The organism is Bacillus sp. FG16, from assembly GCF_057809515.1.
Map to the genome: position 1 here is coordinate 1 of NZ_JBMDKC010000020.1, position 24,380 is coordinate 24,380.

Here is a 24,380-nt window from a genome sequence, read left to right on the forward strand (position 1 = left end):
AAAATGTACATGATTATTCAAGTGTTAATGTGTACATTTAAACTAGCATTTATACTCTACAAATAAACTCATTCTTTTTAAAAAATATAAGTTCCATATATGGCTTCATATCATTACTAAAAAATGAATCAATATTATTTTGCTTCATATACTCTGCTAATTTAATAGAATTACATACTTTCTTCATAGTCCCCCACCTTTACAACTCATCCCCATTGTAATCAAAATTTTCTTCTTCCACTATGACATATGTCATAACAATACACAATTTCAGCATGATACAGTCATTACAAATATGAAATATAAAGGGGATATTACATTGTATAACTTTCTTTCTGTCTTTATTGGTGTGCTCATCGCCGTTATGCTTCCATTGAATGGAATTTTATCCGAGTTAATTGGGAAGTATACAGCAAGCGTTGTCATTCACCTTGTCGGTTTAATTGCAGTTATTTTCATTTTAATCTTAAACAAACATAAAATTCATTTCGATAAAAGTATTCCACTTTTTTTATATAGTGCTGGAGCGATTGGAGTATTCACTGTTCTTTTTAATAATATAAGTTTCTCCGTCCTCGGTGCCTCTATTACAATCGCATTAAGTTTACTCGGTCAATCTATTGCTTCCATCGTTATCGATCATTTCGGCTTATTAGGAATGAAAGTTGCAAAGTTTGAAAAGAAAAAACTAGTTGGATTGGCATTCATCTCTTCTGGGATTATTATCATGACAATATATTAATGGGGGCAAAAATATGTTATATATTACGATCGCTATTTTAGCTGGTGTTTCTATCGTCGTTGCTAGAATTATTAACGCGAATTTAGCAAAGGAAATTGGAAACTGGGAAGGCACGTTTTTCAATTATATTACTGGATTATTTTTCTCTATGTTATTTTTAATTTTCAGTTCAGATTCATTGTATATTCCTATTCATACGTTGCAATCTATTCCTATCGCCGTGTACTTAGGTGGATTAGTAGGCGTTATCGTTATTTCATTATCCAACTATATTACTCCTAAAATATCAGCCTTTTATTTAACATTACTCATCTTTATCGGACAATTATTTGCGGGGACTATTATTGATTTCTTCCTGACAAATGAACTCTCAATCGGTAAAGTTATCGGTGGCATTTTCGTATTAATTGGGCTCACTTACAATTTACTCATAGATCGCCCGATAAAAACTGTGAAGCATAACCAAGTTCAACTATAATACTTTACGCTTACCTATCATATATTAATAGAAAAGCTCTTCACACGAAGTAATAGAGAGGAGAAAACCCTATTAAAAAAATTATTTTATTGCTAGGTAGCGTATTAATTATTTCTGGAATTGTATGGTTTATAAACTCGGGAAAATCTATTCAAGATCTCTATACTGCAAATCAACCGAAAAAGAAAGCTACTATTATTTCAAGCTCGCGAGATCCAAATGAGCCCCCTGTTTTTTTAGGAAAACAGGAAATAAAAGATATACATGTAGAATCAATTAAAACAAAAAAGGATATCTTTCTCACAAAAACAGATGAATTAAAAACGTTTATTACGAGTATGAATACCGCAAAAAAAGGAAAATTAACATTGGATGAGGAAGGATCAGATTTAATAGATTGTGATATGTGGATTACATTCGAAGATGGAACTTATAAAAAATATTTCATATGGGTAGTTGATCATCACAATAGCGAAGTGATGATTGCGCAACAAGATACTCCTGATGATGTAAACCTTACGTATTACCAATTAAATGAAGACAATTCGAAAAAAGTATATAACTTATTCAAAAAAATTATTTAAACGAAAAAGTCATGAGCACGCGAGCTCATGACTTTTTGCACTATATATACTCAGGGAACACTCTACAACCCTTTTCCTGCTCTATATCATGGCCAAAGAAAACAATCGGTTTCTCTTTCGTCACAACTTCTTTTAAACGTTTAATTGAAGATAAAGCTAATTCTGGATCAAATCCTGCGAACGGCACTTCATCTTCAAAATTCTCTTTCGTGTACGATGCGTCAATCGTTAATAAAACTGAACCGGATTGCTCCGTCTCAATGAATAACGACTGATGGCCTGGAGAATGCCCTGGCGTATACAATAATTGAACACCGGGTACCACTTCATAATCCCCTTCAATAATTTTGTAGTTCAAATGCAGTAATATACATTCGTCCATATATTCTTCTCTATGAAGTGCTGCCTCATATTCCGTTCGTTGTACAATAATCGGTGTATTTGTAAAAGCACCGTTTCCTCCTGCATGATCAAAATGTAAGTGAGAACTAATAATATATAGAAGGTCTTCTGGCTCATACCCTACACGCTTTAAAATATTGACAATTCTATCTTCTTCAGTCATTTTCGGTAAGATCTGTCCCTCAACAAATGTACCGTTAAAAAGCCCTTCATTATTAACTGCACTTTCTGGCATACCAGTGTCTACTAAAATAGGACCTTCTTCCGTCTCCAAAAGATAACACCAAACCGGCAAGTCTAATAGTTTCCCTGGAGTTAAAGTACCGTTAACAGACGAATGATCCAACATACAACGACCTGCTGGGATGAAATAAAGTTTCTTTACTGTCATTATGTATCCACCTTTACATTTAGTTTTGGATAAAGTAATACAGTAAAAAATTCTTCTTTTTAGAAATAAACTCCTTCTAGACTATCAGTACAGCTTGCATAAAAAGAGGGTATTTTTTTACATAGCAGTATTTCACCATCTATAATATAGAAGTAAAGAATTCTTACTTTAAATGAAACATTAACACCGATTAACGCTGAAAACTTAAAGAAGGCACATGCACTACTTGAAAGCGGGCACACCATTGGGAAAATCGTATTAGAGAGATTTTAATCATGATAGTGACAGATAGTATGTGAAACTATATTAACGATTTTTCGAATATATCTATCATAACGTACAATATATCAACGATTTTTCAAATATATCTATCATAAATCAAATTATATCAACGATTCGTCAAGGTATATCGATTTATCGACAAATAGCAACAACATGAAAAGGCTGTTCCAGATGAACAGCCTTTTCTTTATTTACTTGAAATCTCTTTATTATTTTGAACGTCTAACGGAGCACGCTTCCCTATTCCGAAAGCATAGAAACTAATTGTAACGATAGCTAAGAAAATAATACCTACAACTAGTGAAATACGAGTATCATCGTTAAACCACATTCCGATTAACACCATAATTAAAAAGGCAATCGTTAAATAGTTTGTAACAGGAGCAAACGGCATTTTGAACGGATGATCTTTCATCTCTGCTCCCTTTTCTTTTCTAAAATTAATTTGACTAATTAAAATGACAAACCACGGTACCATACCAGGGAGTACACTCGCACTATATACATATACGAATAAATTTTTCGGTGCGATGTAACTTAAAACAACACCAACCGCCAGACCGATAATTACGCCAACTGTACCGAATAAAGGTACACCATTTCCAGAAAGTTTCGTGAAATATTTCGGTGCTTGTCCATTTACACCTAACGTATAAAGCATACGTCCAGCACTATAAATACCACTATTACAACCAGACATTGCCGCTGTAATTACAACGAAGTTAATAAGTCCAGCTGCTGCCGTAATACCAACTTTCGCAAAAGTCGCTACGAACGGGCTACCAATTGTACTTAATTGATCCCACGGATATACAGTTACAATAACGAAAATAGCACCAATATAGAATATTAAAATACGCCAAATTGTACTTTGAATCGCTCTTGTAAGTGTCTTCTTTGGATTTTTCGCTTCGCCAGCAGTAATTCCGATTAATTCCACACCTTGATACGCTCCAACTACAAGTGATAATGCAAAGAAGAATCCTGAAAAACCACCTGTAAAGAAACCGCCATTTGACCAAAGATTAGATATGCCAATCGCTTCTCCGCCGTTACCAATTCCAAAGAAAATAAGGCCAAACCCTGCAATAATCATTAATAGAATCGTAACGATTTTAATCATCGCGAACCAAAATTCAAATTCACCAAATGACTTAACAGAAATTAAGTTAGCTGCGCCAAGAATGACCATTGCAATTATACCTGGTATCCAAGCTGGTAAGTCCGGGAACCAATATTGCATATACGCTCCAACCGCGATAATTTCTGACATCCCAACGATAACCCACTGGAACCAGTTACTCCAAGCTGTCATATAACCAGCTAGCGGATGAATATACTTATGACCGAACGTCGCAAATGAGCCTGTACTTGGCTCCATATACAACATTTCTCCCATGGCACGCATGATGAAGAAGATGAAAATACCTGCAATTGCATAAGCAAGCATTACTGACGGACCTGTCCATTTAATTGTGCTGGCTGACCCCATAAACAAACCAACACCAATCGTTCCGCCTAAAGCAATCATTTGAATATGACGTGCTTCTAAACCTCTTTTCAATTCTTTGTTTGCCACTTCACTTCCCCCTCTTAGATGATTCATAGCCGCATTTTAAAACAAGATGCTTTCCCCTAATTCCTTTCGGCCCTGAAAATGATGAAGCAAACGTCATTTTACACTAGCTTTAAAGCTATCCTAAAATCGTTTTGTGCTCCTAATAAAATTCTCAAAACCTTTCATCTTCCAATATTCTATAAATCTTAAAATTACTTACCTTATATTAATTCATTAATCTGAAAAATTCAATTATTTTTTCAATAAATTAATATGCATGATTGCACTTAATTTTTAACTAAATTAACAATAAAATACATCTATTCAATATGATTCCGGCATGTATATTATTACAATATAAATAACCGAGGAGATCTTATCTTCCTCGGTTTCATACTTCATGCACTTCAATCTTCATAGTTGATAACGTAATTTCCCAAACGCTAGATTCATATACCAATCAGAAATTTAATATATTAATAAATTACTAACTTCTTTAGTCCAGTCCAATTTTGAGGTATAAAATATAAAAGAGTCTCATTAAAAAATGAGACCCTTTTACGATTTCATATTTAAATCGATTTCGAAGTTTTCTTACCAAAGATAAACACTTTAGTAAACATTGCCATTATAACTACAATAACCAGAAAATAAAGTGGCATCACCAGTAACGAGCCTGTATGCAGCTGACTCATTCCCCAAATTGTCATCGTTACAATTACATAGTACCCTAAACTAAACAATGCACCTGCTGTACCAATAACATCTTGAAAATCTACTAACGCTAAACTTAAACAGTTAGGTAACGCTACTCCAATCCCTAATAACAATATAAACATCGCTATTAAAAATACAACCATATATATAACATTCGGATTTGATCCAACAAACGTAATAACAGATAAAAGGATAGCTCCTCCTATCATTACGAGACAACCGATATATATAATTTTCTCTGGTTTATAAGTAGCAAGTAAACGTTTTGAAACTTTCGCTCCAACAATAGAAGCAGACGCTACAACAATTCCTAAAAATCCATACATACTAGGTGATAATTGAAAGTATTCAATAAAGATAAACGGCGCTTCTGCATAATAGCTAAATAAAACACCATTTGCTCCTCCAATTAATAGCCCATATGTTACTACTTTCGGATTTGTAATTAATCTTTTCAATACTGAAAAGACATTTATTTCATTTGTCACTGAGTCCGTTTTTGTTTCTGGAAGAGAAACAAACGTATACAGAAAAATCCCGACACTCATAACAACTAAACTTAAAAATACTATTTTAAATCCAAACATTTGATCAAGAAAGCCACCAATTAACGGTCCTATAGCTGGTGTAAAAGCAATGACTGCCGAAATTTGAGCGAACATAACATGCCGCTTATGCCCATCTACACTTTCCCGAAGAATCGTTTGTGTAACCACAGATCCTGCACTTGCTCCAAACGCTTGAATAAAACGACTTACCAATAAAACTTCAATGGAATTTGCAATATAGCATAAGAAACTCCCCGCGCCATATACAACAATTCCAAGTAGCATCGCCCGGCGACGGCCAATCATATCTGATAGCCATCCAATAAAAAATACACCTAAAGCAAATCCAGCAAAATACACACTAAGTGTTAACTGCACCTCATTATTACTTACATGTAACGCCTTTGAAATGTCCGGTAAAGACGGTGTGTAAATCGTTTCACTAATTTGCGGAAATGCGACAAGAATAATCATTAACAAAAGTGATGGTACTGAGACTTTTTCATTTTTCATTTTTCATACCCTCCTATAACTTTGAAAATCTCAGAAATAAAAAGACTTTCCTTAGCTACGGAACAGGAGGGGCCATTATAGAAATTCGATCATAAAACAACAAAGAAAACACCTCAATTACGTATGTTAATACTTATAGGAGGGTAATATTAACATTGATTTTTAAATATACTTTTTCAATTATATTACATATTACTTTTATTTTTCTAGTGCTAACGTTCAAATGTTCTTTTTATATTAGTGAACAACTAATACACACCATAGAAGATAACTACTTGATATAACAACCTTATTATGGAATAATTAGAAATAATTTGAATACACAAACCTAATTATAAAATGATAGACTCATATATTCCTAATGTCATAAAGCTGAACAAGTAGGAGGACTTTCGTAATGATTGAAATTTTAAGGACAGTAGTAAACTTTCTAATTTCTCTATTCTCAGGAGAATTACCATTTGTATATTATGTATGGATTATTACCCTATTCCTAATTCAAATAACCCAATCTACTCTAAACTATAAACTCTTTAACAAGAAAAACAATTTAAGCACTTATATATCGGAAGGATTACTCGCTTTTATTATTTTATTGTTTGGAGGCATGTTAGTATCTAAGTTACTTGCTTACATAATAGACGATCCTACTATTAGTATGACAAATGTAACACATTATTTTATTTCTCTTATCATATTAACTATTTTTGTCGTAATAACCTGTATTAAAGACTTTATAGAGACATCTATAAAGAATAAAAATATATCTCTTTTGAGCTTTTTAGTAATTTCCTTAATAACAAGTATACTTTCATTCAAGTTTTTATCACCTTTAATTGAAGGTTCTTTTTCTCTTTCTAAATCTTTTATAACTACTTTAATTATTCTAGTAACTGTATCCATTCCTCTATTAATTTCTTTAGAGGAAAAATATGCAGGTGAAAAGGAAACGGAAAATTTATAGCTTCTCATTTACAGAAAAGAAAGAGGGAGCTCCCCTCTTTCTTTTCTATCTTTCTATTTCACAAGACTAAATCATTCCTTTTAATATTAATCCTAAAACTGACATTATTATCGCGCTAATAATAATCCGCAAAATCCAAGTTGTGTTTGTACTTATTTTTTCTAATTGCTTATTGATTGTTGCTATATCTTTCTCATTAATAGTAGTACGCGTTTCTAAATTTCGAATGTCTCTCATAATTTCTTTTTGCTCCGCTTTTAAACTGTCAATTTTAGCGTAAACATCTTCCATATATTCACACCCTCTGTTCATCTTAATAGAAAAATCTATATATATTATGAGACAACCCTCTTACCTGTGAATACATTGCGTATATCCGCGTATCAAATTATTTGTACAATCTAATTGAATTACTCACATGTTTCCATTTTTCTATTTATAAATTAGCGTTAAGATAAATTAAAATTAGAAAAGGAATCCCTTGTTTATTTAACAACAAACAAGGTGTAATCCAACATTCGGGAGCACCTACGATAATTTCTATTGTTTTCATCACCATTTTCATATTTACAACTCAATATAATCAGTATGATTTTCTGAAGAATCCACTTTTTCAGCTGCTTAATGTATACTAATATTAATACGAAATAGCTGTATTGATAAACTCTCTAGAACAATAAATATACTGGCTGAAACGGATCTATATCCGATATTTTTTCCAGTAACATGAATGGTTATTTCTGATAAATGCGTTTGTATATCATTGTTTTCAATAATTTCATCCTCAACCTTTACAATATCTGCTTCACAATCTACTTCTTTAAAAGTTTTCAATAATTTTGTTTCCAATAAAATACAATCAAAATTCTCATCTTTTATTACAGCAAATTTAACCTTCATATCGATTTCCCCATTTTTAACAAACTAAAATCATTAAATCAATATAAATATATATTATCCTATTAAATAATTCAAAATATACGCTTCTTATATACATTATTAAAAATCAGTTCTAAAGAATTAAATGCAAAAAGAAATTAAATATACAAATCTCCTTCTTCGACCAATCAATATAAAATTCCCTTATGCCAATGATTAAATTTTTTTGATTTTAAAGCCGTAGATTCTGAGAACTTTTTGTTTTTATATTGATAAGTCATCTCTTGAATTTTGTAGCATCGGAATTAATATTATAGTGAAACAAATTAAATATTAGGCGTTCCACCGACCTTTCGTATAATTCGTCTCTTAATCATTTTGCTCATTGCACTTTTTTATTTTTCTCCCTATTTCAACTGAACTTTGTGTAATAATGCATATTTCAAATACATTATTTCCTTTCACTCATACTTTTATCATTGAGTTTTTATTCACAAATTCGTAACACATACATATGAGTTATCATGCTAAAATTAGTTTATTCACAAGAAGAAGTTATTCTTAATAAATCAATAATTTTTAATACCCTGTTTAAAGCCTTGCCCCCCTGCAAGGCTTTTTCCTATTTAACTAGAGTAGTAGTTTTCGTTATGCTTCTCTCCCCCCCCTTGTTCCTTACCCTACAAATAATACTGCATGTTTATTTTAATTTTTCAGCATCCGTACTCGCTCTGTTCGAGAGCTCTTTACCAAATATTCAATCTAATGATAAAATTGACCAAATTAATATTTTCGTCCATAACTGTATCAAAAAGTACACTAAAGAAAAATAGCACTCTCACGATTAAGTAAACGCGAGCTTTTTCTTCTATCTACTTACTATTTAAGGTTAATAGTTTAGTAACAAGATTTAAAAATTCGACTTAAATTCATTGATGAATGGAGAGGTTTATATGAAATTAAAAGACAAAGTAGCAATCATAACTGGTGGTGCAAGTGGAATTGGCGAATCTACTGTTCGTCTTTTTATCGAAGAAGGTGCAAAAGTAGTTATTGCTGACTTTTCTGAACGTGGAAAAGAACTATCAGATGAATTGAATGCACATGGATATAATACGTTATTTATTAAAACCGATGTAACAAAAGAGGCAGATATTAAACAGCTAATTCATGAGACAGTAAGTACATACGGTAAATTAGATATTATGTATGCCAATGCCGGCGTTGCTGATGATGCACCGGCAAACGAATTATCCTATGAAAAGTGGAAAAGAACTATTGATATTAATTTGTCTGGGGTATTCCTTTCTGATAAATATTCGATTGAACAATTTCTTAAACAAGGTACAGGTGGTGTCATCGTTAACGCTGGTTCGATTCATAGTTTTGTTTCATTACCTACCCCAACAGCATACTCCTCTGCAAAAGGTGGTGTGAAACTATTAACTCAAAATTTATGTACTGCCTACGCTAAATATGGAATACGTATTAACGCGGTGTGCCCTGGTTATATTGACACCCCTTTACTAGGTAGTGTTAATCCTCAACAGAAAGAATATTTAGCTTCACTTCATCCACAAGGCAGACTTGGAACACCAGAAGAAGTCGCTAAAGCTGTCTTATTTTTAGCAAGTGATGATGCTAGTTTTGTTAACGGTACAACACTTCTTGTTGATGGAGGCTATACTGCACGTTAATTTTAAAATTTTGAAGCACCCTAAGAAATATATAGTCTTCAACAAGAAAAAGCGCCATCACAAGTGACGGCGCTTTTTCTATGTAAGAGCAACTAGAAGATACCCTTCTAGCCTACTCCCATTTATAAGTCCAAAATTGTTCAAGTTGCAGCCATTTTAATGTTGCTGCATCTTTGTTTTTTATTTTTGCATGCGTGTCTTCAAGCATTGCTTCTGTTTGTGAACGGTGCGCACCTAGTGCAGTTAATTTATGATCAAATACTTCACTAATGTTATTTACAACATCCGGTTCTCCTAATACTGCTTCACGATTTTTCGTAATCGCAACCGCATGGATAACTGGGCGCTCTTCTTTTGGCATACGTGATACAGCGCGAACGACAGCGCGGCCAAATGCATTATGATCTGGATGTACACCGTGCTCTGGATAAAATGTAATAATTCGAGATGGATTTACTTCTTGAATGATTGCTTCAATTTTGTCAGCAACGAAATCAACATCTTCAAATTCTAACGTTTTATCATGGAAGCCAAGCATTCTTAAATCTTTAATCCCCATCGCTTCACAAGCATCTTTCAATTCTTTCTCACGGATATTTGGGATCGTTTCACGGTTAGCGAATACGTTCTTACCCATGTTACGTCCCATTTGTCCTAGAGTACCACATGCATATGTTACAGGTACTCCTTGATCTGTTAATAAGCGAATTGTTCCTCCCGCAGCATATGCTTCATCATCTGGATGCGGAAATACAACAAGTACATGTCTCTCCATAAGTTTCCCTCCTTCTTACTTAAATGGTGTTAAGCTTAACTCAAGTGCAACTGCTAGACGACCTAAATTATCATGTCCAGCTAGTAATAAACGCTCTTGACCATCTACTTCCCAGTGCGTAATACCTTCAGCATATACCCAACCATGATCCATTTTTAGACCAACTCGGTATGGATTTGTTCCAGTTATCTTCCCGCGTTCAAAACGGATAATTGCATTTCGAATGAAAGCACCAACTGTCATCATCTTTTCATTTATGTGTGATGCATACGCTCCGTTTGTCGTTTCTAAATGAATATATACATCTTTATTTACAAAACGTTCAATTTCATTTTGAATAAGAGAACTATCTTTTACTATTTCCATCGGAATTCACCTCTTTAAACCATTTTACGCAAAAATAATGTAAATTGCTATCTCTATATTAGAGGACAACGCTCACTTTTCCTAATAATTTGCACTGTGTTTTTTATATTTTTTATATGATATGTAAAAAATACATTTTTTCCTTCACTTTGTTAAATAGTTTTCTTTCTTTTTTGAATTTGCTACAATATATTTTATCCCGCATTATTGCAGCGAGATACATTTCGACAATTGAATACATAATTTAAAGAAGGTGACATGATTGGAACAATCAGCACATGAAGTAGCAAATTGGCAATATTATTTTGCAATTGCCGTATTTTTAATCACGTACGGATTTATTATTTCTGAGAAATTGAATCGTGCTGTAATCGCACTATTCGGTGCTGCTATTATGATTATTTTTGGAGTTGTAGATTTACATACTGCTTTCACATCACATATTCAATGGGAAACGATTACCCTTTTAATTGGGATGATGATTCTCGTACATATTACGAGTCAATCAGGCGTCTTTGAATTTGTGGCCATTAAAGCGGCAAAAGCGGCTGGCGGAAAACCGATTCGCATTTTATTATTACTATCCCTATTAACTGCTGTCGGATCAGCATTTTTGGACAATGTAACGACTGTTTTATTAATCGTTCCTGTTACATTATCCATTACACGTATTTTAAAAGTAAATCCTGTGCCTTATTTGATTTCAGAAGTGCTGTTTTCAAATATAGGCGGAACAGCAACATTAATCGGTGATCCACCTAATATTATGATTGGATCAGCAAACAAGCATTTAGACTTTAACGCCTTTTTACTTAACTTAGCTCCAATCGTAATTATTATTTCTATCGTGACACTTGGCATTATTTACTTCATGTATCGTAACAAACTAAAAACAACACCTGAACAAATCGAAAAACTAATGGCATTAAACGAAAAAGATTACATTAAAGATCAAAGCCTCCTTTTAAAATCTATTTCGATTTTAGGACTAACTATTTTAGGCTTCGTACTTCATTCGATTATTCATGTAGACGCTGCTGTTATCGCGATGACAGGCGCTACACTTCTTATGTTAATCGGCGTGAAAGAACATGACATTGAAGATGTATTTGCCCACGTTGAATGGGTAACCATTTTCTTCTTCGCCGGACTATTTGTTCTCGTTGGCGGGTTAATTGATATCGGACTTATCTCTTCACTTGCAAAAGAAGTAGTCGACGTAACAAACGGTGACATCGGATTCGCAGCTATACTTATTTTATGGGTATCTGGCATCGCATCTGCGACAATCGACAACATCCCATTTGTCGCAACGATGATCCCTCTTATTCAAGACTTAGCTACAGGACTCGGACTATCTGTCGATTCTCCGCAAATCGAAGTACTATGGTGGGCGTTATCTCTTGGAGCTTGCTTAGGAGGAAACGGAACGCTAATCGGAGCATCTGCAAACGTAGTCGTTGCTGGTATTGCAAAACGTGAAGGACATGCTTTCTCTTATATGGACTTCTTAAAAATTGGTTTACCATTAACTATTGTTGCACTCTTGTTATCACATGCTTATATATATTTACGTTATTTAATGTAAAAGTTGTATTGCATGAAATTATATCGTCAAATACAAAAGGTTTGCAGCATCGTGCTGCAAACCTTTTTTCATCACCAAAATATACCGATAATTGCTAACCCACCTAAAATCATACCACCAATTTGTCCGACAATTGTTGGTGATAATTGAACACCTTTTCTCACTTCAACAACTGGTCTTTCGTGCCTTAGTTGCTGCACTTCGCTTTGCAGTTGATGTACACTTCCGTGTAACTCTTTAATTAGTTCCTTTAATTCAGCGACCTCTTCATTTACTGGTTTTGCTTTTTCTAAATTCATTTTACATAACTCCTTATAAATTCAATCAGTTCACTGTAAATTTTCGCCAATTATCATTATATCTCCTGCATACTACATATATAATATTGAATGTATTCGCTAATCTTGCAGCTCTATCCATTCATCCCGCAATATCCCCATAATCATACGATCAAAACACTTCCCATCTCTTTGAACTGCTTCTCTCATACAACCTTCCATCTGAAAACCCATCTTTTTATACAACTCAATCGCAGCTTTATTATAAGAGATAACATCAAGACCGACGCGGTGCAAATTCAATTCATAGAAAGCATATTTTAAGATAAGATGGATCGCTTCTTTTCCATATCCCTTCCCTCTATCATTCGCATCTCCTATACCAATTGCTAATAACCCTGTTCTGTTATTCCACTCTATGCCATGAATCGCCACAAAACCAATTAAACGATCATCTTGAACTGTCCTCAACATGAAAGATACACTATTCGATTTCCGTCCTTTTAATAGCCCATCACTTGCTATTTCTTGTATCGATTGCGGGAATGCTACATCTGTATCTACATTTCTTAAATATTCACTATCCTCTTGCCACATAGCCATTACTTCAGCATCAGCTTCTCTAATAGCTGATAATTTAATCGTTTTATTTCGAAAAAGATTCATTGTCATTTCAAACTCCCCTTTTTTTAATAGCGGGGATACTTATTTTAACCTATTTATCCCCTTGTTTCATAAACGGGATACTTACAATAAGCGCTGACATTGGCATATCTCCTCTACGTTAAATTAAATTCATTGTATAATTTTTCATTTATTCTAACAATAAAAAAAGACCCTCAAAATTTAGAGGGTCTTCCTAACAACGAATCGATATTATTTCGTAAACATTTTCTCCGCTTCATCCATTGCCATTTTGTTTCCTAAAGCAGAATAGTCAAGCCATGGTTGATCATTGATAATGTATACGTGCTTGCCTTTAACTGCTTTTAAATCTTTCCAAATTGGTGTTTCTTGAAGTTGTTTAAATGCAGCTTTTGCCTTATCATCTCTGTTTACAACGACGAAAATCGCATCTGCATCAAAGTCAGGTAATACTTCTTGTGAAATGACTTCGAAAGGACGGTTTCCATCAATTTTCTCTACACCGTTTGCAGGTTGTAATCCTAAATCTTGGAATAAAATTGGTCCCATCGGTCTTTTCGTACTAAATACACGTAATTCTTTTGCAGTAACGCGAATTGCCATTACTTTTTCGTTATTACCTAGCTCTTTATCTATTAAACTTTTTACTCGTTTTGATTGCTCTTCGTAATCTTGAATATATTTATCTGCTTCTTTCTCACGGTTTACAAGTTTACCAACTTGTTTTAAATGATCTCTCCACGTACCTTCATCTAAATTGAAAGAATGTGTTTTTGCAATCTTTTCGTATTTCGCTAAATCTTTGCCAGCGTATTTTTCATCCACATAAATTTCAGATGGCTTTAACTGAAGCAACGCTTCCATATTCGGATCTGTTACAACACCAAGCTTCTTCGTATCTTTCAACTTCTCTTTAGCATGCGGTAAGAAATCTTTTAAATCTCCACCAATAACAGAGCCTACAGGTGTAATTCCTAATGCAAGTAAATTATTCGTTAAGTGAATGGACATAGAAGCGATTTTCGGATTATTACTTTTTTCAGTTTTTTTCGTTGCCTCTTCATTAGCTTTCGTTTGACCACATGCTGCTAATACTAAAATACACATGATGCTAAATAAAATAGTAAGTTTCTTTTTCATATGTTCTCCTCTTTGAAGTATTTATTTTGTTTTTGTAAGTAAATAAAGAAAATAAGGTGCTCCTAAAGCTGCCACTACTACACCAGCTGGAATAGAATTTGGCTCGAATATAGAACGACCTATCGTATCTGCTAGTACTAAAATAATCATTCCGATAATGCCAGCTAGCGGAAGAAAATGTTGATAGGTAGTACCTACTAACTTTCTTGCAATATGTGGAGCAACTAAACCGATAAAACCAATCCCTCCTGCCATCGATACACTTGCGCAAGATAATCCAACCGCTGTAGCTAATAGTAATAACCGTTCTTTTTGAACAGAAACACCAAGTCCTGCCGCTACACTATCACCTAGTGACAACGCATTTAACGTTTTAGATTTTAGCCACGCATAAGGGGTTAGTATGAAAATCCAAGGTAATAATGCAAGGACATGAATCCAATCCCTTCCCCACACGTTACCAACTAGCCATCTAGAAGCGAATGTATACGTCTCATCATTTAACTTGAGAGAGAAAAATAACGAAATTGCACTAAAACCAGCTGAAACTGCAATACCAACGAGAATAAGTCTAATAGGAAGTAAACCTTTTGACCGATCACTCGCAAGTAAAATAATAAGAAATGCAGCTAATACTCCTCCGCCAAATGTAAATAACGGTATTAAAATGGATGCACTTTCATTAATAGAATGAAAGAATGTAACGAATATAATTAGCCCGAAAGATGCACCTGAATGCAGTCCAAGAATACCAGGGTCTGCAAGTGCATTACGTGATAATCCTTGCAAAATCGCACCGGAAATCCCAAGGCCAATACCGGCTAACATTGTGATAATAATTCTTGGCATACGATAATCGTATAGCACGGTTGCGCTCTCAAAATCACCATAACCAAAAAGTGTTTCAATTACTTTAAGTGGCGCTATACTCAGTGTCCCTGTATTTAAACTAATTAAAATTACAGCGATACTTACACATCCGAAGATTGCAGTTACAGTAATAGCTCTCTTTTTATCCGTGTTAAAAAGATCTTTCACTTATAGCTCCCTCCCGACTTTACGTGCTATATAGAGGAAGAACGGAACTCCAACAAGAGCTACCATAATCCCTATCGCAAGTTCCTTAGGAGGATTTACTGTTCTTGCTCCTAGGTCAGCTACAACTAATAACATAGCTCCTAATAATGCTGACATAGGAATAATGAGTCTATAATTAACACCAACTAATTTTCTAGCAATGTGTGGGATAACTAATCCTACAAATCCAATAGAACCAACAGCTGAAACAGAAACACCTGCCAGAATAACTACTATAGTCATCCCTAGTATTCTCGTTCGGTTCGTTTTCACTCCTAAATTTGTAGCAACATCATCCCCCATTGATATGAGTGAAATAGATCGCCCTAACACTATCGCAAAAATAATCGTTATAAGAATAATAGGCACTAAAAATTTCAAGTGTTCCCACTTAACCCCTGCAACACCACCAGCATACCAAAACGCTAAATCTTGGCTTAAATCATAATAAATCGCAACACCTGAACTTAATGAATGTAAAAGCGCTGCCATAACAGCTCCAGCAATCGTTAACCTCATTGGTGTTAACCCACCTGATGTTGCTGATCCAATAACAAAAATAAGTACTGTACTTAAGACTGCTCCAATAAAGGAAACAATCATTAAATAGGAATACGGCATATGCGGAAAAAAAGCAAAACTAAGTGCTACTACAAACATCGCTCCTGCATTTATGCCAAGTACACCTGCATCAGCTAAAGGATTTCGTGTTACTCCTTGCATAACCGCTCCAGCGACCGCAAAAGCTGCCCCTACAACTGCTGCTCCAATTACTCTCGGGAGCCTTAATTCATAAATAATTTGGTGCTGCGTTAATTTCGGATTGTAATCCAAAACCGCTGTCCACACCGTTTGTAAATGAATATCCTTTGCACCAAATGAAATGGCTAAAAATATAGATCCAATTAAACATAAAATTGTTAAGCTCATGAAACATATGAACTTAATATGTATCCAGCGGTTACTACCAGCATGTACAGTAGACTTATGTAACATGTTTCATTTCATCCTTTATATTCAGTTGTTTTTTATAATTATTTTTTATTTGTAATTATTATTGATAATAATTATCATTTTCATTTAGATATTATATCCCCACTTTTTTTAAATAGCAAACTATTTTTTTACTTTGCTACAATATTAAAATACTCATTACAATTCCCTTCTAAAACTTACAAATACATGCAAAATAGACTACTGGATTATTTTTTAAATTGTAGTATACTTATTAATTATTTTGATTTTTCTAATAAAGATACCGAAGGTGACACAATGTTCTATATAAAACAACTACTATATTTCACTTACGAGCAAGCATTATCTTGCTTATTCCCAGTCGTTATTTTCTTAACACTAGCCCTGTCAAAAATTGTTTCAATCCCAGGGTTATATCGTTATGATTTCATACTCATCGTATGCCTTCTTATGCAGTGGATTATGTACAAGACTGGACTTGAGACGAAAGACGAGTTAAAAGTAATCACTGTCTTTCACCTCATCGGACTCTTTCTAGAAATATATAAAGTCCATTTTGGTTCATGGAGTTATCCTGAAGAGGCATATTCAAAGATTTTTGGAGTCCCGCTTTACAGCGGTTTTATGTATGCTAGTGTCGCAAGTTACATATGCCAAGCGTGGAGAAGGTTGCATTTACAAATGCATCATTGGCCGAAAGCTATTTTTGCCGTACCGTTAGGAGCTATGATTTACTTCAATTTTTTCACACACCACTTTACATACGACTTTAGATGGATATTAACTTTACTACTATTCATTGTTTTCTCTCGCACATTTGTACAATTTTCATTACAAGGTGTTACATATAAAATGCCACTCATTCTCTCCTTTTTCCTTATCGGATTTTTCATTTGGATTGCAGAGAACATCGTAACATTTTTCGGTGCATGGCAATATCCAAATCAACGGGAAGCGTGGAATCTCGTTCACTTAAGTAAAATTAGCTCATGGTTTTTACTCGTTGTTATTAGCATTATGATTGTCACGCAGCTCAAACATTTGAAGGAATCAAAAAGATAATACTGATTATGTAAAAACAGGCAGCCCATCACTCATAAGAGAGTGATGGGCTTTTTTAGTAATATTTTTTAAACAGTCCTTATCAAAGGAGTTATAATTTACAAGAGCATAAGCAGTTGCATATTATGAACTACTACTAGCAGAAGAGGTTGCTGCAGATGAAGCGGCAATCGTTGCCATCATAGCTGCTTGTTGTGCTTGTATGAGGACTTCTATCATTGTTTGTAAACCTGTGTTGGTAGCTTTACTTTCCTCACCTTTCTGACTTACGAACAGTTGAATAGCAATAAGAATATTTGTATCTGTATGCCAACGGAATAATTTATCCCCCTGCAATTTTTCAATAAATGCTCGAATAGAATGAATCTCTTTTTCTCCGTCCTCGAGTAACGCTAGTAGCCCGATAGCTGGGTAATGCATCTGTTTTACTTTTATCTTTTCTTGCTTTAACAAATTCCATATATTTGTACATTTTGCAACTAATAGTTCTTCCCTGACATCCTTCTTTAGTGAAAGAATATGACTCAAAAATTGAAGATCATTCCCTTTACGCAAACCAGCTGTCGCTAGTTTCTGATAAAGACGTTCCACTCGGTCCATAAGTGTTTCTACATGCTCTGATTGTCCTGCTAATAAAACTGCGAGCGGATAATCATTTGTACTTGTAAGAAAGAGGTGATCCTTTTTCATGCGTTTATATACTTGCATCGAACGCTGAATATGTGTGCCATGCTGTTCATTTTCTTCTGTTAAAAGCACAGCTGCTGCGAGATAAGTAAATATACTCCGGCTAAAGCCACCAGTGACCAATTGTTCATATAAATCTAAAAACGTCCGAAAAGCTTCCTTGTAATCTGTAAAGTGAATATCTAATGTTGCGGCCACTACAAAACGATGATAAGACTTTAAGTATGAAAACATCCCTACCTGATTCTTAATATAACTACTAATTTCTAAAAAACGTCCGAGATCAAACAATTTATCACTACCTGCATACATAGCAGCAATCATCATTCCTGTTCGAGAATCACTCGTTTTCCATTTTAGTTCTCCCTTTAACTGTACATATGTATGTTTATATTGCTCCAACTTTTGCTCTAATGTAATCATAGTATTCACCCCTATTTCTAGTTCTTCTCTATTATTATACGTATATTCCATATTTAGGAATACTATAATTAATAATCACACCATAAAAATTATAACATTCTCTTATCCTTCTTCATCAGCACCACGATGATAATCCCTAATCCTTCAAGAAGTTATACAAAAAAGGTAGATAATAATTTATCGACCTTTTTTGTATATATTATTTAACATTACAACTGTATTGCTTGTTATATGCAATTAAGACTAAAGAGCTTTAATAATACGTTCCATCGCTTTCATTTGCCCAATATGATCAGCTTCATGATAAAGCATCATACCGTAAAGCTCCCCTACTGTTTCCAATCCTAGGAATGGCTCTGGCAGTTTATTTTCAAATGCTTCTGCTGGAATTTCGTTAATACGTTTTGCTTGTTCTTTTAATTGAGCCGTTAATACTTCTAACGATGGTCCTTCTGTTTTCCATTTAGATGGTCGTGATCCATACCCAAACATACCTGGATATTCAGTTGGTAATTGTTTGAATTCTTTTCCAAACATGAAAACTTCTGCTGCTGTTAACACGTGACCGATATGCCAACGAATTGTATTGTTAAAACCCTCTGGCTGCGTATCCGCAGTTTTATCATCTAACGTTTCCATAAATTTAAGTAACGCCCCGCGCGTTATTTCAAATTGTTTTAAACCCACTAGTCTATTCATTTTATCGTTCTCCTTCTTGATGTACAATTTATTATGAACTAAGAATGTTCAACTTATTAAAGTTTCACCTTGTTTAATCTATCAGAAACAAATAAGAAATACATCTAATATGCTTATTAAAAATAATAAAAAGGTTCACTCCTCGTAAATATAGAATTACTTACTATGTAAATAAAAGAGGAGTGTACTTGCATGTTACATATTTTAAAACAGCAATATAATCTTATTAGCTCTACAAGAGAAACTCTATTCACATTTTTAGAAGAAATCCCATTAGAAAAATTACATAGCACTGTTCCGAATTTCGGGAGCGGTAGCATTATAAAGACACATATTCATGTAGCCGATTGCTATCGATACTGGCTTGGGTCATTCGCATTCAAGCAAAAAAGAGCAGATTTTTCATTTGCTAGCGATTACGAAATTGAGCATGCAGATGTCGCGAAAGTCCGTGCTAGATTTAAATTAGTAGATGAGACTGTACAAAGTTTTTTAAATGAATACAATGATCGTTGGCTTGAAAACATAGCAAATGAAGTGAAATGGCAAAGAGAACCTTGGAGCACAACTCCGCTATGGCTTTTAACTCATACAGAGACTCATGAGTTTCATCATAAAGGACAAATTGTATCAATGGCTCGTCACCTTGGATACAATCCTCCTGATACAGACCTTAGTTAATTCAATGGTCCATGATTACCGAAAAAATTAGAATGAATACAAAACGAGCATGTTTTGAAATCCAATCAAAACATGCTCTTAAAATATTCTATCTTACAATCTCCATATCCTCATCAATACCAAATAGTCTCCGCATAATTATAAGCATCACTATTCGGTATTGCATGTTTCCCCTGCGCTTGCGCCTTTCTTGGATCTAAGTCATATACCATTGGCGTATAGCATGATGTTTGCCCTTTATTTACAACACCATTTCCTCCAGCACTTCCACAAGTGTATGCCTTTCCATCTGTTTTTCTAACAATCCTTGCATCAGCTTCGTTATTATAAACCGCTGCACGCGTTACAGTAACTTTTGCCCACGCTGTTTTACACGTCGTGCTAAATTTTAATTCCACATACGAATTTGAATCAATCCACTTCTTTTCTTTCGTTACTGCAGATTGATCACAGCTGTTATAATAAGGACTTTTCCCATCATATGAATGGTCTTCTGCGTATGCTTTATCGCTATTAGTCGTGCTAAACATACTAGTTACAACGAGTAAAGATAGCAATAAACATGCACTCGTCTTTTTTAAAAGTTTCATATCATTTCACTCCTTTATTAATAACGTGCTGTTTTCCCGTAACCGTTATTAAACGTAACTGCTTCAGCATCTGCTGTGTATCCGAAATCAGCAGTTAAATCAAATACCATTCCTGTATAAGTGCTCGTTTGACCTGTTTTTATTGTGCCGTTCCCCTGATTAGAAGTAACTGATTTTTGAAATACACCATTTTTGTATTTATTCACAACAGCGTACGCGTACACTCCTCCCGAAACAGCTGGTGCTGGTTGATCTAAAACAAACTTAGCCCATGCTGCATGACATTTATTACTGTAACGTAAATACACTGTCCCTACTTTTTTACTACCTTCATATACAGCTGTAGATTTTGCATTAAATCCATCTGCATCACACGTCGTACTTCCCCCGTATACTTTCGTTGTTGCTGGATTTTTCCCGTCATAATAACTACTTAAATCAGTAGCTGCAAATGTACTTCCTTGAAAACTAAATAATACACCTATACTTGCCGCACTTAACACGCATACTTTCATTAACTTTTTAAACATTTTAAATTCCTCCTCACAATAAGTACGTATACTAAAGACAAACTATACCGCTATGTAAGTCCTCCTTTCACGCTTCCTAGAGGCATCTTACAGAAACGTATAAACGTTGTAAATTCCCTTATGATTATTGGAATATACGAAAAATTTTACTTATCCTTGTAAGAAAAAAAGTTGAGAAATACACATTTTATAGCATTCTATATTTAAAACATAAAAGAACCGATACTTGTTATATTCAAGCATCGGTTCTTTATACAAAATTGCCATTTTTTCTTTTATATAAAATAAATATTTCTCCACTTAATCCGTTACAAAAAACTCCCTCGTTACATCAATAAATTGTCGCAGTGGTGCTGTCATCCATTTATCTTTATGCCAAGCGATTTGCGTATAAATCGGAGAGATTGTATTTTCTAAATGTAACTCTTTTATCGTCCCCTCTCGTATATCTTTTTCTACTACTATTGCTGGTAAAACGGCTATGCCTAAATCTGCAATAACACATTGTTTAATTGCTTCAACACTAACAAATTCAATTTTATTTGCTGGATATACATCTTCCCCGCGAAATAGCTCTTCAAATAAAGTCCGATACGAGCAGCCTAATTCTGTTAGTAAAAGTGTTTCACTCTCTAAATCTTTTATAGAAACTGAAGGTTGTTCAAGTAAACGATGCCCTGGAGCAGCTACTACTTTTAATTCTTCTTTCATAAGTGGTTCCACATGCAAAACATCTTCTGTTTTACATTCGTCCAAAATAAATGCAAGATCTACTTTCCCTTCCATCAATTGTTCCTTCGCATCTTTATTAGAATGTGCTGGTTTAAATATAAGTTTTATTTGAGGAAATTGTGCTTTAAACTTCTTTAATATAGAAGGCAGTCTGTATGTACATTGACTTTCTTGTGCACCAATTATTAACGTACCTGCTATTTCCTCATCATTTTTCACGGCCGTCTTTGCTTCGTTACTAAGTGCAATAATCTTGTCCGCATATAGTTGAAACTTTCTTCCTGCTTCAGTTAAGAAAAGACGTTTTCCTAATCTTTCAAATAACGGTGTACCAAGCTCGGCTTCTAACGTTTTAATTTGCGCTGTCACGCTCGATTGAGCAAAGTTTAATTTCTTCGCAGTTTGTGTAAAGTTCAAAGTATCTGCTGCTACTTTAAATGTAATTAATTGTTTTATCTCCATTTATCATCCCTCTTTTCAATCGATATTTCCGATTGATTCCATCGAATTAATCCTCTTTGTCTATTGATATTTATATTGTATGATAAAGAGCATCGACAAACAATAAAATGGAGGTATTCCATATGAAAGCACTTTGTTTCGAACAGTTTGGAAGTCCAGATGTACTACAATATAAAGAAATACATGATCCAACCATAAATCCAAATGAAATTCTAGTCCGCACGAAAGCAATCGGATTAAACTTCGCTGATATTTATAGACGCCGCGGCGATTATCATCTTGCTGGCAATCCGCCTTATGTATTAGGTTATGAAGGAGCTGGAATTGTTGAAAAAGTAGGAGCTGACGTTACTACTATCAACCTAGGAGACCGTATTGCATTTGCGGACGTCCCATTTGCAAATGCAGAACTGGTTGCCGTTCCATCTGAAAAAGTAATCCCACTACCAGATTCTATTTCTTTTGAAACAGCCGCTTCTGTCTTATTACAAGGATTAACAGCACATTATTTAACGCAAGATAGCTATCAACTAAAACAAGGTGATATAGCTTTAGTACACGCTGCAGCTGGTGGCGTCGGTCAACTTCTCGTTCAAATGATTAAACTATATGGCGGAAAAGTAATTGGTTTAACGTCATCAAAAGAGAAAGCAAAGATAGCTACATTAGCTGGTGCCGATCACGTATTTTTATATAACGAAGAATGGCATACGAAAGTACTTGAAATGACTAATGGAACTGGAGTAAATGTTGTATATGAATCAGTAGGTTCTACATTAGAGGAAAGTTTTAACGCTACTAAAATTGGCGGTACTGTCGTATTTTACGGAATGGCTGGTGGTAATCCTGCTCCAGTTGATCCACGTATGCTTATGGATACTTCAAAAACTTTAACTGGCGGAGACCTTTGGAACGTTCTTACCACTTATGAAGAACGTAAGCAGCGCTCCACTCAATTATTTGATTGGATCGCAACTGGAAAATTAAACATTTCAAATCCTACTACATTCTCTTTACAAGACGGTGCCCGTGCTCATGAATTATTAGAAAGCCGTAAAAGTACTGGGAAGATTTTATTAATCCCATAATTCACAAAATGAAAAGGAAGCTAGATTTCTCTACCTTCCTTTTCTTATTTCTATTTGAGATTTAATTATATTTCAACACTTTCTTTCCCTTTTGCAACATAACTCATATCTCCAACCGACTCGACTGTATATGTTCCATCTTGGTATACAATCTTCGTCACACTAGCATTTTCCACCCCAAGTTTTGTTTTGCTACTGTCTAACATTTCTATTAAGGCAGTAATCAAAAGCCCATGAACGACAACTAATACGTTACCGCCGCCATTTTTAGCAGCTTCTTCACTAATTTTATCAATCTCTACTTTTATACGAGTAGAAAATAATTCCCAATCTTCCGCCTGTTTCGTAGGATCTGCTGCTCTAATAAGATCGATAACTTCTTGAATAGAAAACTTCATGAGTTCTTCTGGTGATGCAACGCCCGCAGCTTTTCCAACCACATCCCACATATTCTCAAGTTTTTCACCTTCAAAAATACCGAAATTTAATTCTCGCAAATTTTTTCTTTGCTCAAGTTTCAATTTTGATTGCTCACTATATTTTAATACTAAATTAGCAGTTTCAATCGCGCGGCCGCTATCACTACTATACGCATTCATAAAATGAATATCTTTTAATCCTGTTCCTAAATTTGTAGCAACTTCCACACCTTTTTCTACTAATGGAGAGTCTGCCCAACCTTGCGCGCGATGATTCGTATTTAATATTGTTTTACCGTGCCTTGTAACATATAACGTAACTGCATTCTCATTGCTATCTGTTTCTCGCTTATTCATTTCATTCTCTCCCTTTACGTTTCTATATCAATTTTACCACCTCAATTATTC

At 34.4% G+C, this 24,380-nt stretch carries 28 protein-coding genes and 1 pseudogene; 10 read left to right on the forward strand and 19 right to left on the reverse strand.

Annotation, left to right across the window (positions count from 1 at the left end; all coding sequences use genetic code 11):
* Nucleotides 1–49: 49 nt before the first annotated feature.
* Entirely contained in the window at nt 50–187 is a 138-nt protein-coding gene (locus ACODS7_RS09830; RefSeq protein ID WP_243168357.1) for a hypothetical protein, read from the reverse strand.
* Nucleotides 188–295: 108 nt separating this feature from the next.
* On the opposite strand from ACODS7_RS09830, the gene ACODS7_RS09835 reads away from it, so the two are divergent.
* The 3 genes from ACODS7_RS09835 to ACODS7_RS09845 all read left to right on the forward strand — a co-directional run bounded on the left by ACODS7_RS09835 (nt 296) and on the right by ACODS7_RS09845 (nt 1,804).
* Nucleotides 296–742 (forward strand): DMT family transporter, encoded by a 447-nt coding sequence (locus ACODS7_RS09835; protein WP_015000769.1) that lies wholly within the window; start codon nt 296–298, stop codon nt 740–742.
* Nucleotides 743–755: 13 nt separating this feature from the next.
* On the forward strand, nt 756–1,220 hold the full coding sequence (locus ACODS7_RS09840; RefSeq protein ID WP_000965812.1) for a DMT family transporter: 465 nt from the start codon (nt 756–758) through the stop codon (nt 1,218–1,220).
* Between the two features lie 89 nt (nt 1,221–1,309).
* Entirely contained in the window at nt 1,310–1,804 is a 495-nt protein-coding gene (locus tag ACODS7_RS09845) for a hypothetical protein (RefSeq protein WP_029442898.1), read from the forward strand.
* A 40-nt stretch (nt 1,805–1,844) separates the two neighbouring features.
* Here ACODS7_RS09845 and aiiA read toward each other — a convergent pair whose 3' ends face one another.
* Nucleotides 1,845–2,597, reverse strand: a complete 753-nt coding sequence (aiiA, locus tag ACODS7_RS09850; protein ID WP_043936320.1) for a quorum-quenching N-acyl homoserine lactonase AiiA — start codon at nt 2,595–2,597, stop codon at nt 1,845–1,847.
* Nucleotides 2,598–2,762: 165 nt separating this feature from the next.
* On the opposite strand from aiiA, the pseudogene ACODS7_RS09855 reads away from it, so the two are divergent.
* A pseudogene (locus ACODS7_RS09855) lies at nt 2,763–2,870 on the forward strand (zinc-binding alcohol dehydrogenase family protein); the annotation flags it as partial.
* A 196-nt stretch (nt 2,871–3,066) separates the two neighbouring features.
* On the opposite strand, the gene ACODS7_RS09860 reads toward ACODS7_RS09855, so the two are convergent.
* Nucleotides 3,067–4,458: an amino acid permease gene (locus ACODS7_RS09860; RefSeq protein ID WP_001284410.1), complete on the reverse strand. Its 1,392-nt coding sequence runs from the start codon at nt 4,456–4,458 to the stop codon at nt 3,067–3,069.
* Between the two features lie 551 nt (nt 4,459–5,009).
* Complete coding sequence (locus ACODS7_RS09865; protein WP_243168356.1) at nt 5,010–6,215, reverse strand: multidrug effflux MFS transporter; 1,206 nt, start codon at nt 6,213–6,215, stop codon at nt 5,010–5,012.
* Between the two features lie 397 nt (nt 6,216–6,612).
* On the opposite strand from ACODS7_RS09865, the gene ACODS7_RS09870 reads away from it, so the two are divergent.
* Nucleotides 6,613–7,179 (forward strand): DUF5823 family protein, encoded by a 567-nt coding sequence (locus ACODS7_RS09870; RefSeq protein ID WP_088114170.1) that lies wholly within the window; start codon nt 6,613–6,615, stop codon nt 7,177–7,179.
* A 66-nt stretch (nt 7,180–7,245) separates the two neighbouring features.
* Here the strand turns inward: ACODS7_RS09870 and ACODS7_RS09875 are convergent, their stop codons facing one another.
* Nucleotides 7,246–7,470 (reverse strand): hemolysin XhlA family protein, encoded by a 225-nt coding sequence (locus ACODS7_RS09875; RefSeq protein WP_000390462.1) that lies wholly within the window; start codon nt 7,468–7,470, stop codon nt 7,246–7,248.
* Between the two features lie 330 nt (nt 7,471–7,800).
* On the reverse strand, nt 7,801–8,079 hold the full coding sequence (locus ACODS7_RS09880) for a hypothetical protein (protein WP_050844360.1): 279 nt from the start codon (nt 8,077–8,079) through the stop codon (nt 7,801–7,803).
* 932 nt (nt 8,080–9,011) lie between these two features.
* Here ACODS7_RS09880 and ACODS7_RS09885 point away from each other — a divergent pair.
* Nucleotides 9,012–9,755: an SDR family NAD(P)-dependent oxidoreductase gene (locus tag ACODS7_RS09885; protein WP_000768018.1), complete on the forward strand. Its 744-nt coding sequence runs from the start codon at nt 9,012–9,014 to the stop codon at nt 9,753–9,755.
* A gap of 112 nt (nt 9,756–9,867) precedes the next feature.
* On the opposite strand, the gene bshB2 is transcribed toward ACODS7_RS09885, so the two are convergent.
* Both bshB2 and ACODS7_RS09895 read right to left on the reverse strand, forming a co-directional pair.
* Nucleotides 9,868–10,530, reverse strand: coding sequence for a bacillithiol biosynthesis deacetylase BshB2 (gene bshB2 / locus ACODS7_RS09890; RefSeq protein WP_000439487.1), 663 nt, complete (start codon nt 10,528–10,530; stop codon nt 9,868–9,870).
* 15 nt (nt 10,531–10,545) lie between these two features.
* Nucleotides 10,546–10,896, reverse strand: a complete 351-nt coding sequence (locus tag ACODS7_RS09895) for a YojF family protein (RefSeq protein WP_000407046.1) — start codon at nt 10,894–10,896, stop codon at nt 10,546–10,548.
* Nucleotides 10,897–11,158: 262 nt separating this feature from the next.
* Here ACODS7_RS09895 and ACODS7_RS09900 point away from each other — a divergent pair, with 262 nt between their 5' ends.
* Nucleotides 11,159–12,484 carry an ArsB/NhaD family transporter gene (locus ACODS7_RS09900; protein ID WP_224980009.1) on the forward strand — a complete coding sequence of 442 codons (1,326 nt, stop codon included), beginning with the start codon at nt 11,159–11,161 and terminating at the stop codon, nt 12,482–12,484.
* 71 nt (nt 12,485–12,555) lie between these two features.
* Here the strand turns inward: ACODS7_RS09900 and ACODS7_RS09905 are convergent, their stop codons facing one another.
* From ACODS7_RS09905 to ACODS7_RS09925, 5 genes are all read right to left on the reverse strand, one after another.
* Nucleotides 12,556–12,783, reverse strand: a complete 228-nt coding sequence (locus ACODS7_RS09905) for a coiled-coil domain-containing protein (protein WP_001047304.1) — start codon at nt 12,781–12,783, stop codon at nt 12,556–12,558.
* Between the two features lie 99 nt (nt 12,784–12,882).
* Nucleotides 12,883–13,434, reverse strand: a complete 552-nt coding sequence (locus tag ACODS7_RS09910) for a GNAT family N-acetyltransferase (protein ID WP_016080797.1) — start codon at nt 13,432–13,434, stop codon at nt 12,883–12,885.
* A 204-nt stretch (nt 13,435–13,638) separates the two neighbouring features.
* Entirely contained in the window at nt 13,639–14,547 is a 909-nt protein-coding gene (locus ACODS7_RS09915) for an iron-hydroxamate ABC transporter substrate-binding protein (protein WP_029442903.1), read from the reverse strand.
* Between the two features lie 21 nt (nt 14,548–14,568).
* The gene (locus ACODS7_RS09920; protein WP_043936323.1) at nt 14,569–15,585 is read right to left on the reverse strand and encodes a FecCD family ABC transporter permease; all 1,017 of its coding nucleotides are present in this window, start codon (nt 15,583–15,585) and stop codon (nt 14,569–14,571) included.
* Complete coding sequence (locus ACODS7_RS09925; RefSeq protein WP_016080794.1) at nt 15,586–16,620, reverse strand: FecCD family ABC transporter permease; 1,035 nt, start codon at nt 16,618–16,620, stop codon at nt 15,586–15,588.
* Nucleotides 16,621–16,896: 276 nt separating this feature from the next.
* On the opposite strand from ACODS7_RS09925, the gene ACODS7_RS09930 reads away from it, so the two are divergent.
* Nucleotides 16,897–17,661 carry a DUF817 domain-containing protein gene (locus ACODS7_RS09930; protein ID WP_098629682.1) on the forward strand — a complete coding sequence of 255 codons (765 nt, stop codon included), beginning with the start codon at nt 16,897–16,899 and terminating at the stop codon, nt 17,659–17,661.
* Between the two features lie 123 nt (nt 17,662–17,784).
* Here the strand turns inward: ACODS7_RS09930 and ACODS7_RS09935 are convergent, their stop codons facing one another.
* Nucleotides 17,785–18,822, reverse strand: a complete 1,038-nt coding sequence (locus tag ACODS7_RS09935) for a DUF4003 domain-containing protein (RefSeq protein ID WP_141542558.1) — start codon at nt 18,820–18,822, stop codon at nt 17,785–17,787.
* 192 nt (nt 18,823–19,014) lie between these two features.
* Nucleotides 19,015–19,470 (reverse strand): DinB family protein, encoded by a 456-nt coding sequence (locus ACODS7_RS09940; RefSeq protein ID WP_001081119.1) that lies wholly within the window; start codon nt 19,468–19,470, stop codon nt 19,015–19,017.
* Between the two features lie 192 nt (nt 19,471–19,662).
* On the opposite strand from ACODS7_RS09940, the gene ACODS7_RS09945 reads away from it, so the two are divergent.
* Nucleotides 19,663–20,151, forward strand: a complete 489-nt coding sequence (locus tag ACODS7_RS09945; RefSeq protein WP_000902416.1) for a DinB family protein — start codon at nt 19,663–19,665, stop codon at nt 20,149–20,151.
* Between the two features lie 113 nt (nt 20,152–20,264).
* On the opposite strand, the gene ACODS7_RS09950 is transcribed toward ACODS7_RS09945, so the two are convergent.
* From ACODS7_RS09950 to ACODS7_RS09960, 3 genes are all read right to left on the reverse strand, one after another.
* Nucleotides 20,265–20,741, reverse strand: coding sequence for a DUF2690 domain-containing protein (locus tag ACODS7_RS09950; protein WP_029442908.1), 477 nt, complete (start codon nt 20,739–20,741; stop codon nt 20,265–20,267).
* Between the two features lie 17 nt (nt 20,742–20,758).
* Nucleotides 20,759–21,271 (reverse strand): YjfA family protein, encoded by a 513-nt coding sequence (locus ACODS7_RS09955; protein WP_000473732.1) that lies wholly within the window; start codon nt 21,269–21,271, stop codon nt 20,759–20,761.
* A 300-nt stretch (nt 21,272–21,571) separates the two neighbouring features.
* Nucleotides 21,572–22,465 (reverse strand): LysR family transcriptional regulator, encoded by an 894-nt coding sequence (locus tag ACODS7_RS09960; protein ID WP_029442909.1) that lies wholly within the window; start codon nt 22,463–22,465, stop codon nt 21,572–21,574.
* A 122-nt stretch (nt 22,466–22,587) separates the two neighbouring features.
* Here ACODS7_RS09960 and ACODS7_RS09965 point away from each other — a divergent pair, with 122 nt between their 5' ends.
* Nucleotides 22,588–23,553 (forward strand): quinone oxidoreductase family protein, encoded by a 966-nt coding sequence (locus tag ACODS7_RS09965; protein ID WP_043936325.1) that lies wholly within the window; start codon nt 22,588–22,590, stop codon nt 23,551–23,553.
* 65 nt (nt 23,554–23,618) lie between these two features.
* Here ACODS7_RS09965 and ACODS7_RS09970 read toward each other — a convergent pair whose 3' ends face one another.
* Nucleotides 23,619–24,329 (reverse strand): histidine phosphatase family protein, encoded by a 711-nt coding sequence (locus ACODS7_RS09970; RefSeq protein ID WP_043936326.1) that lies wholly within the window; start codon nt 24,327–24,329, stop codon nt 23,619–23,621.
* Nucleotides 24,330–24,380: the final 51 nt, after the last annotated feature.

Excerpts from the sequence above, each read along its gene's own strand:
- ACODS7_RS09950 (WP_029442908.1), bottom strand. The coding sequence starts at position 20,741 with ATGAAACTTTTAAAAAAGACGAGTGCATGTTTATTGCTATCTTTACTC.
- ACODS7_RS09960 (WP_029442909.1), bottom strand. The coding sequence starts at position 22,465 with ATGGAGATAAAACAATTAATTACATTTAAAGTAGCAGCAGATACTTTG.
- ACODS7_RS09885 (WP_000768018.1), top strand. The coding sequence starts at position 9,012 with ATGAAATTAAAAGACAAAGTAGCAATCATAACTGGTGGTGCAAGTGGA.
- ACODS7_RS09910 (WP_016080797.1), bottom strand. The coding sequence starts at position 13,434 with ATGACAATGAATCTTTTTCGAAATAAAACGATTAAATTATCAGCTATT.
- ACODS7_RS09935 (WP_141542558.1), bottom strand. The coding sequence starts at position 18,822 with ATGGAATATACGTATAATAATAGAGAAGAACTAGAAATAGGGGTGAAT.
- ACODS7_RS09915 (WP_029442903.1), bottom strand. The coding sequence starts at position 14,547 with ATGAAAAAGAAACTTACTATTTTATTTAGCATCATGTGTATTTTAGTA.
- ACODS7_RS09925 (WP_016080794.1), bottom strand. The coding sequence starts at position 16,620 with ATGTTACATAAGTCTACTGTACATGCTGGTAGTAACCGCTGGATACAT.
- ACODS7_RS09830 (WP_243168357.1), bottom strand. The coding sequence starts at position 187 with ATGAAGAAAGTATGTAATTCTATTAAATTAGCAGAGTATATGAAGCAA.
- ACODS7_RS09945 (WP_000902416.1), top strand. The coding sequence starts at position 19,663 with ATGTTACATATTTTAAAACAGCAATATAATCTTATTAGCTCTACAAGA.
- ACODS7_RS09895 (WP_000407046.1), bottom strand. The coding sequence starts at position 10,896 with ATGGAAATAGTAAAAGATAGTTCTCTTATTCAAAATGAAATTGAACGT.
- bshB2 (WP_000439487.1), bottom strand. The coding sequence starts at position 10,530 with ATGGAGAGACATGTACTTGTTGTATTTCCGCATCCAGATGATGAAGCA.
- ACODS7_RS09965 (WP_043936325.1), top strand. The coding sequence starts at position 22,588 with ATGAAAGCACTTTGTTTCGAACAGTTTGGAAGTCCAGATGTACTACAA.
- ACODS7_RS09930 (WP_098629682.1), top strand. The coding sequence starts at position 16,897 with ATGTTCTATATAAAACAACTACTATATTTCACTTACGAGCAAGCATTA.
- aiiA (WP_043936320.1), bottom strand. The coding sequence starts at position 2,597 with ATGACAGTAAAGAAACTTTATTTCATCCCAGCAGGTCGTTGTATGTTG.
- ACODS7_RS09880 (WP_050844360.1), bottom strand. The coding sequence starts at position 8,079 with ATGAAGGTTAAATTTGCTGTAATAAAAGATGAGAATTTTGATTGTATT.
- ACODS7_RS09955 (WP_000473732.1), bottom strand. The coding sequence starts at position 21,271 with ATGTTTAAAAAGTTAATGAAAGTATGCGTGTTAAGTGCGGCAAGTATA.
- ACODS7_RS09835 (WP_015000769.1), top strand. The coding sequence starts at position 296 with ATGAAATATAAAGGGGATATTACATTGTATAACTTTCTTTCTGTCTTT.
- ACODS7_RS09970 (WP_043936326.1), bottom strand. The coding sequence starts at position 24,329 with ATGAATAAGCGAGAAACAGATAGCAATGAGAATGCAGTTACGTTATAT.
- ACODS7_RS09875 (WP_000390462.1), bottom strand. The coding sequence starts at position 7,470 with ATGGAAGATGTTTACGCTAAAATTGACAGTTTAAAAGCGGAGCAAAAA.
- ACODS7_RS09940 (WP_001081119.1), bottom strand. The coding sequence starts at position 19,470 with ATGAATAGACTAGTGGGTTTAAAACAATTTGAAATAACGCGCGGGGCG.
- ACODS7_RS09840 (WP_000965812.1), top strand. The coding sequence starts at position 756 with ATGTTATATATTACGATCGCTATTTTAGCTGGTGTTTCTATCGTCGTT.
- ACODS7_RS09870 (WP_088114170.1), top strand. The coding sequence starts at position 6,613 with ATGATTGAAATTTTAAGGACAGTAGTAAACTTTCTAATTTCTCTATTC.
- ACODS7_RS09905 (WP_001047304.1), bottom strand. The coding sequence starts at position 12,783 with ATGAATTTAGAAAAAGCAAAACCAGTAAATGAAGAGGTCGCTGAATTA.
- ACODS7_RS09865 (WP_243168356.1), bottom strand. The coding sequence starts at position 6,215 with ATGAAAAATGAAAAAGTCTCAGTACCATCACTTTTGTTAATGATTATT.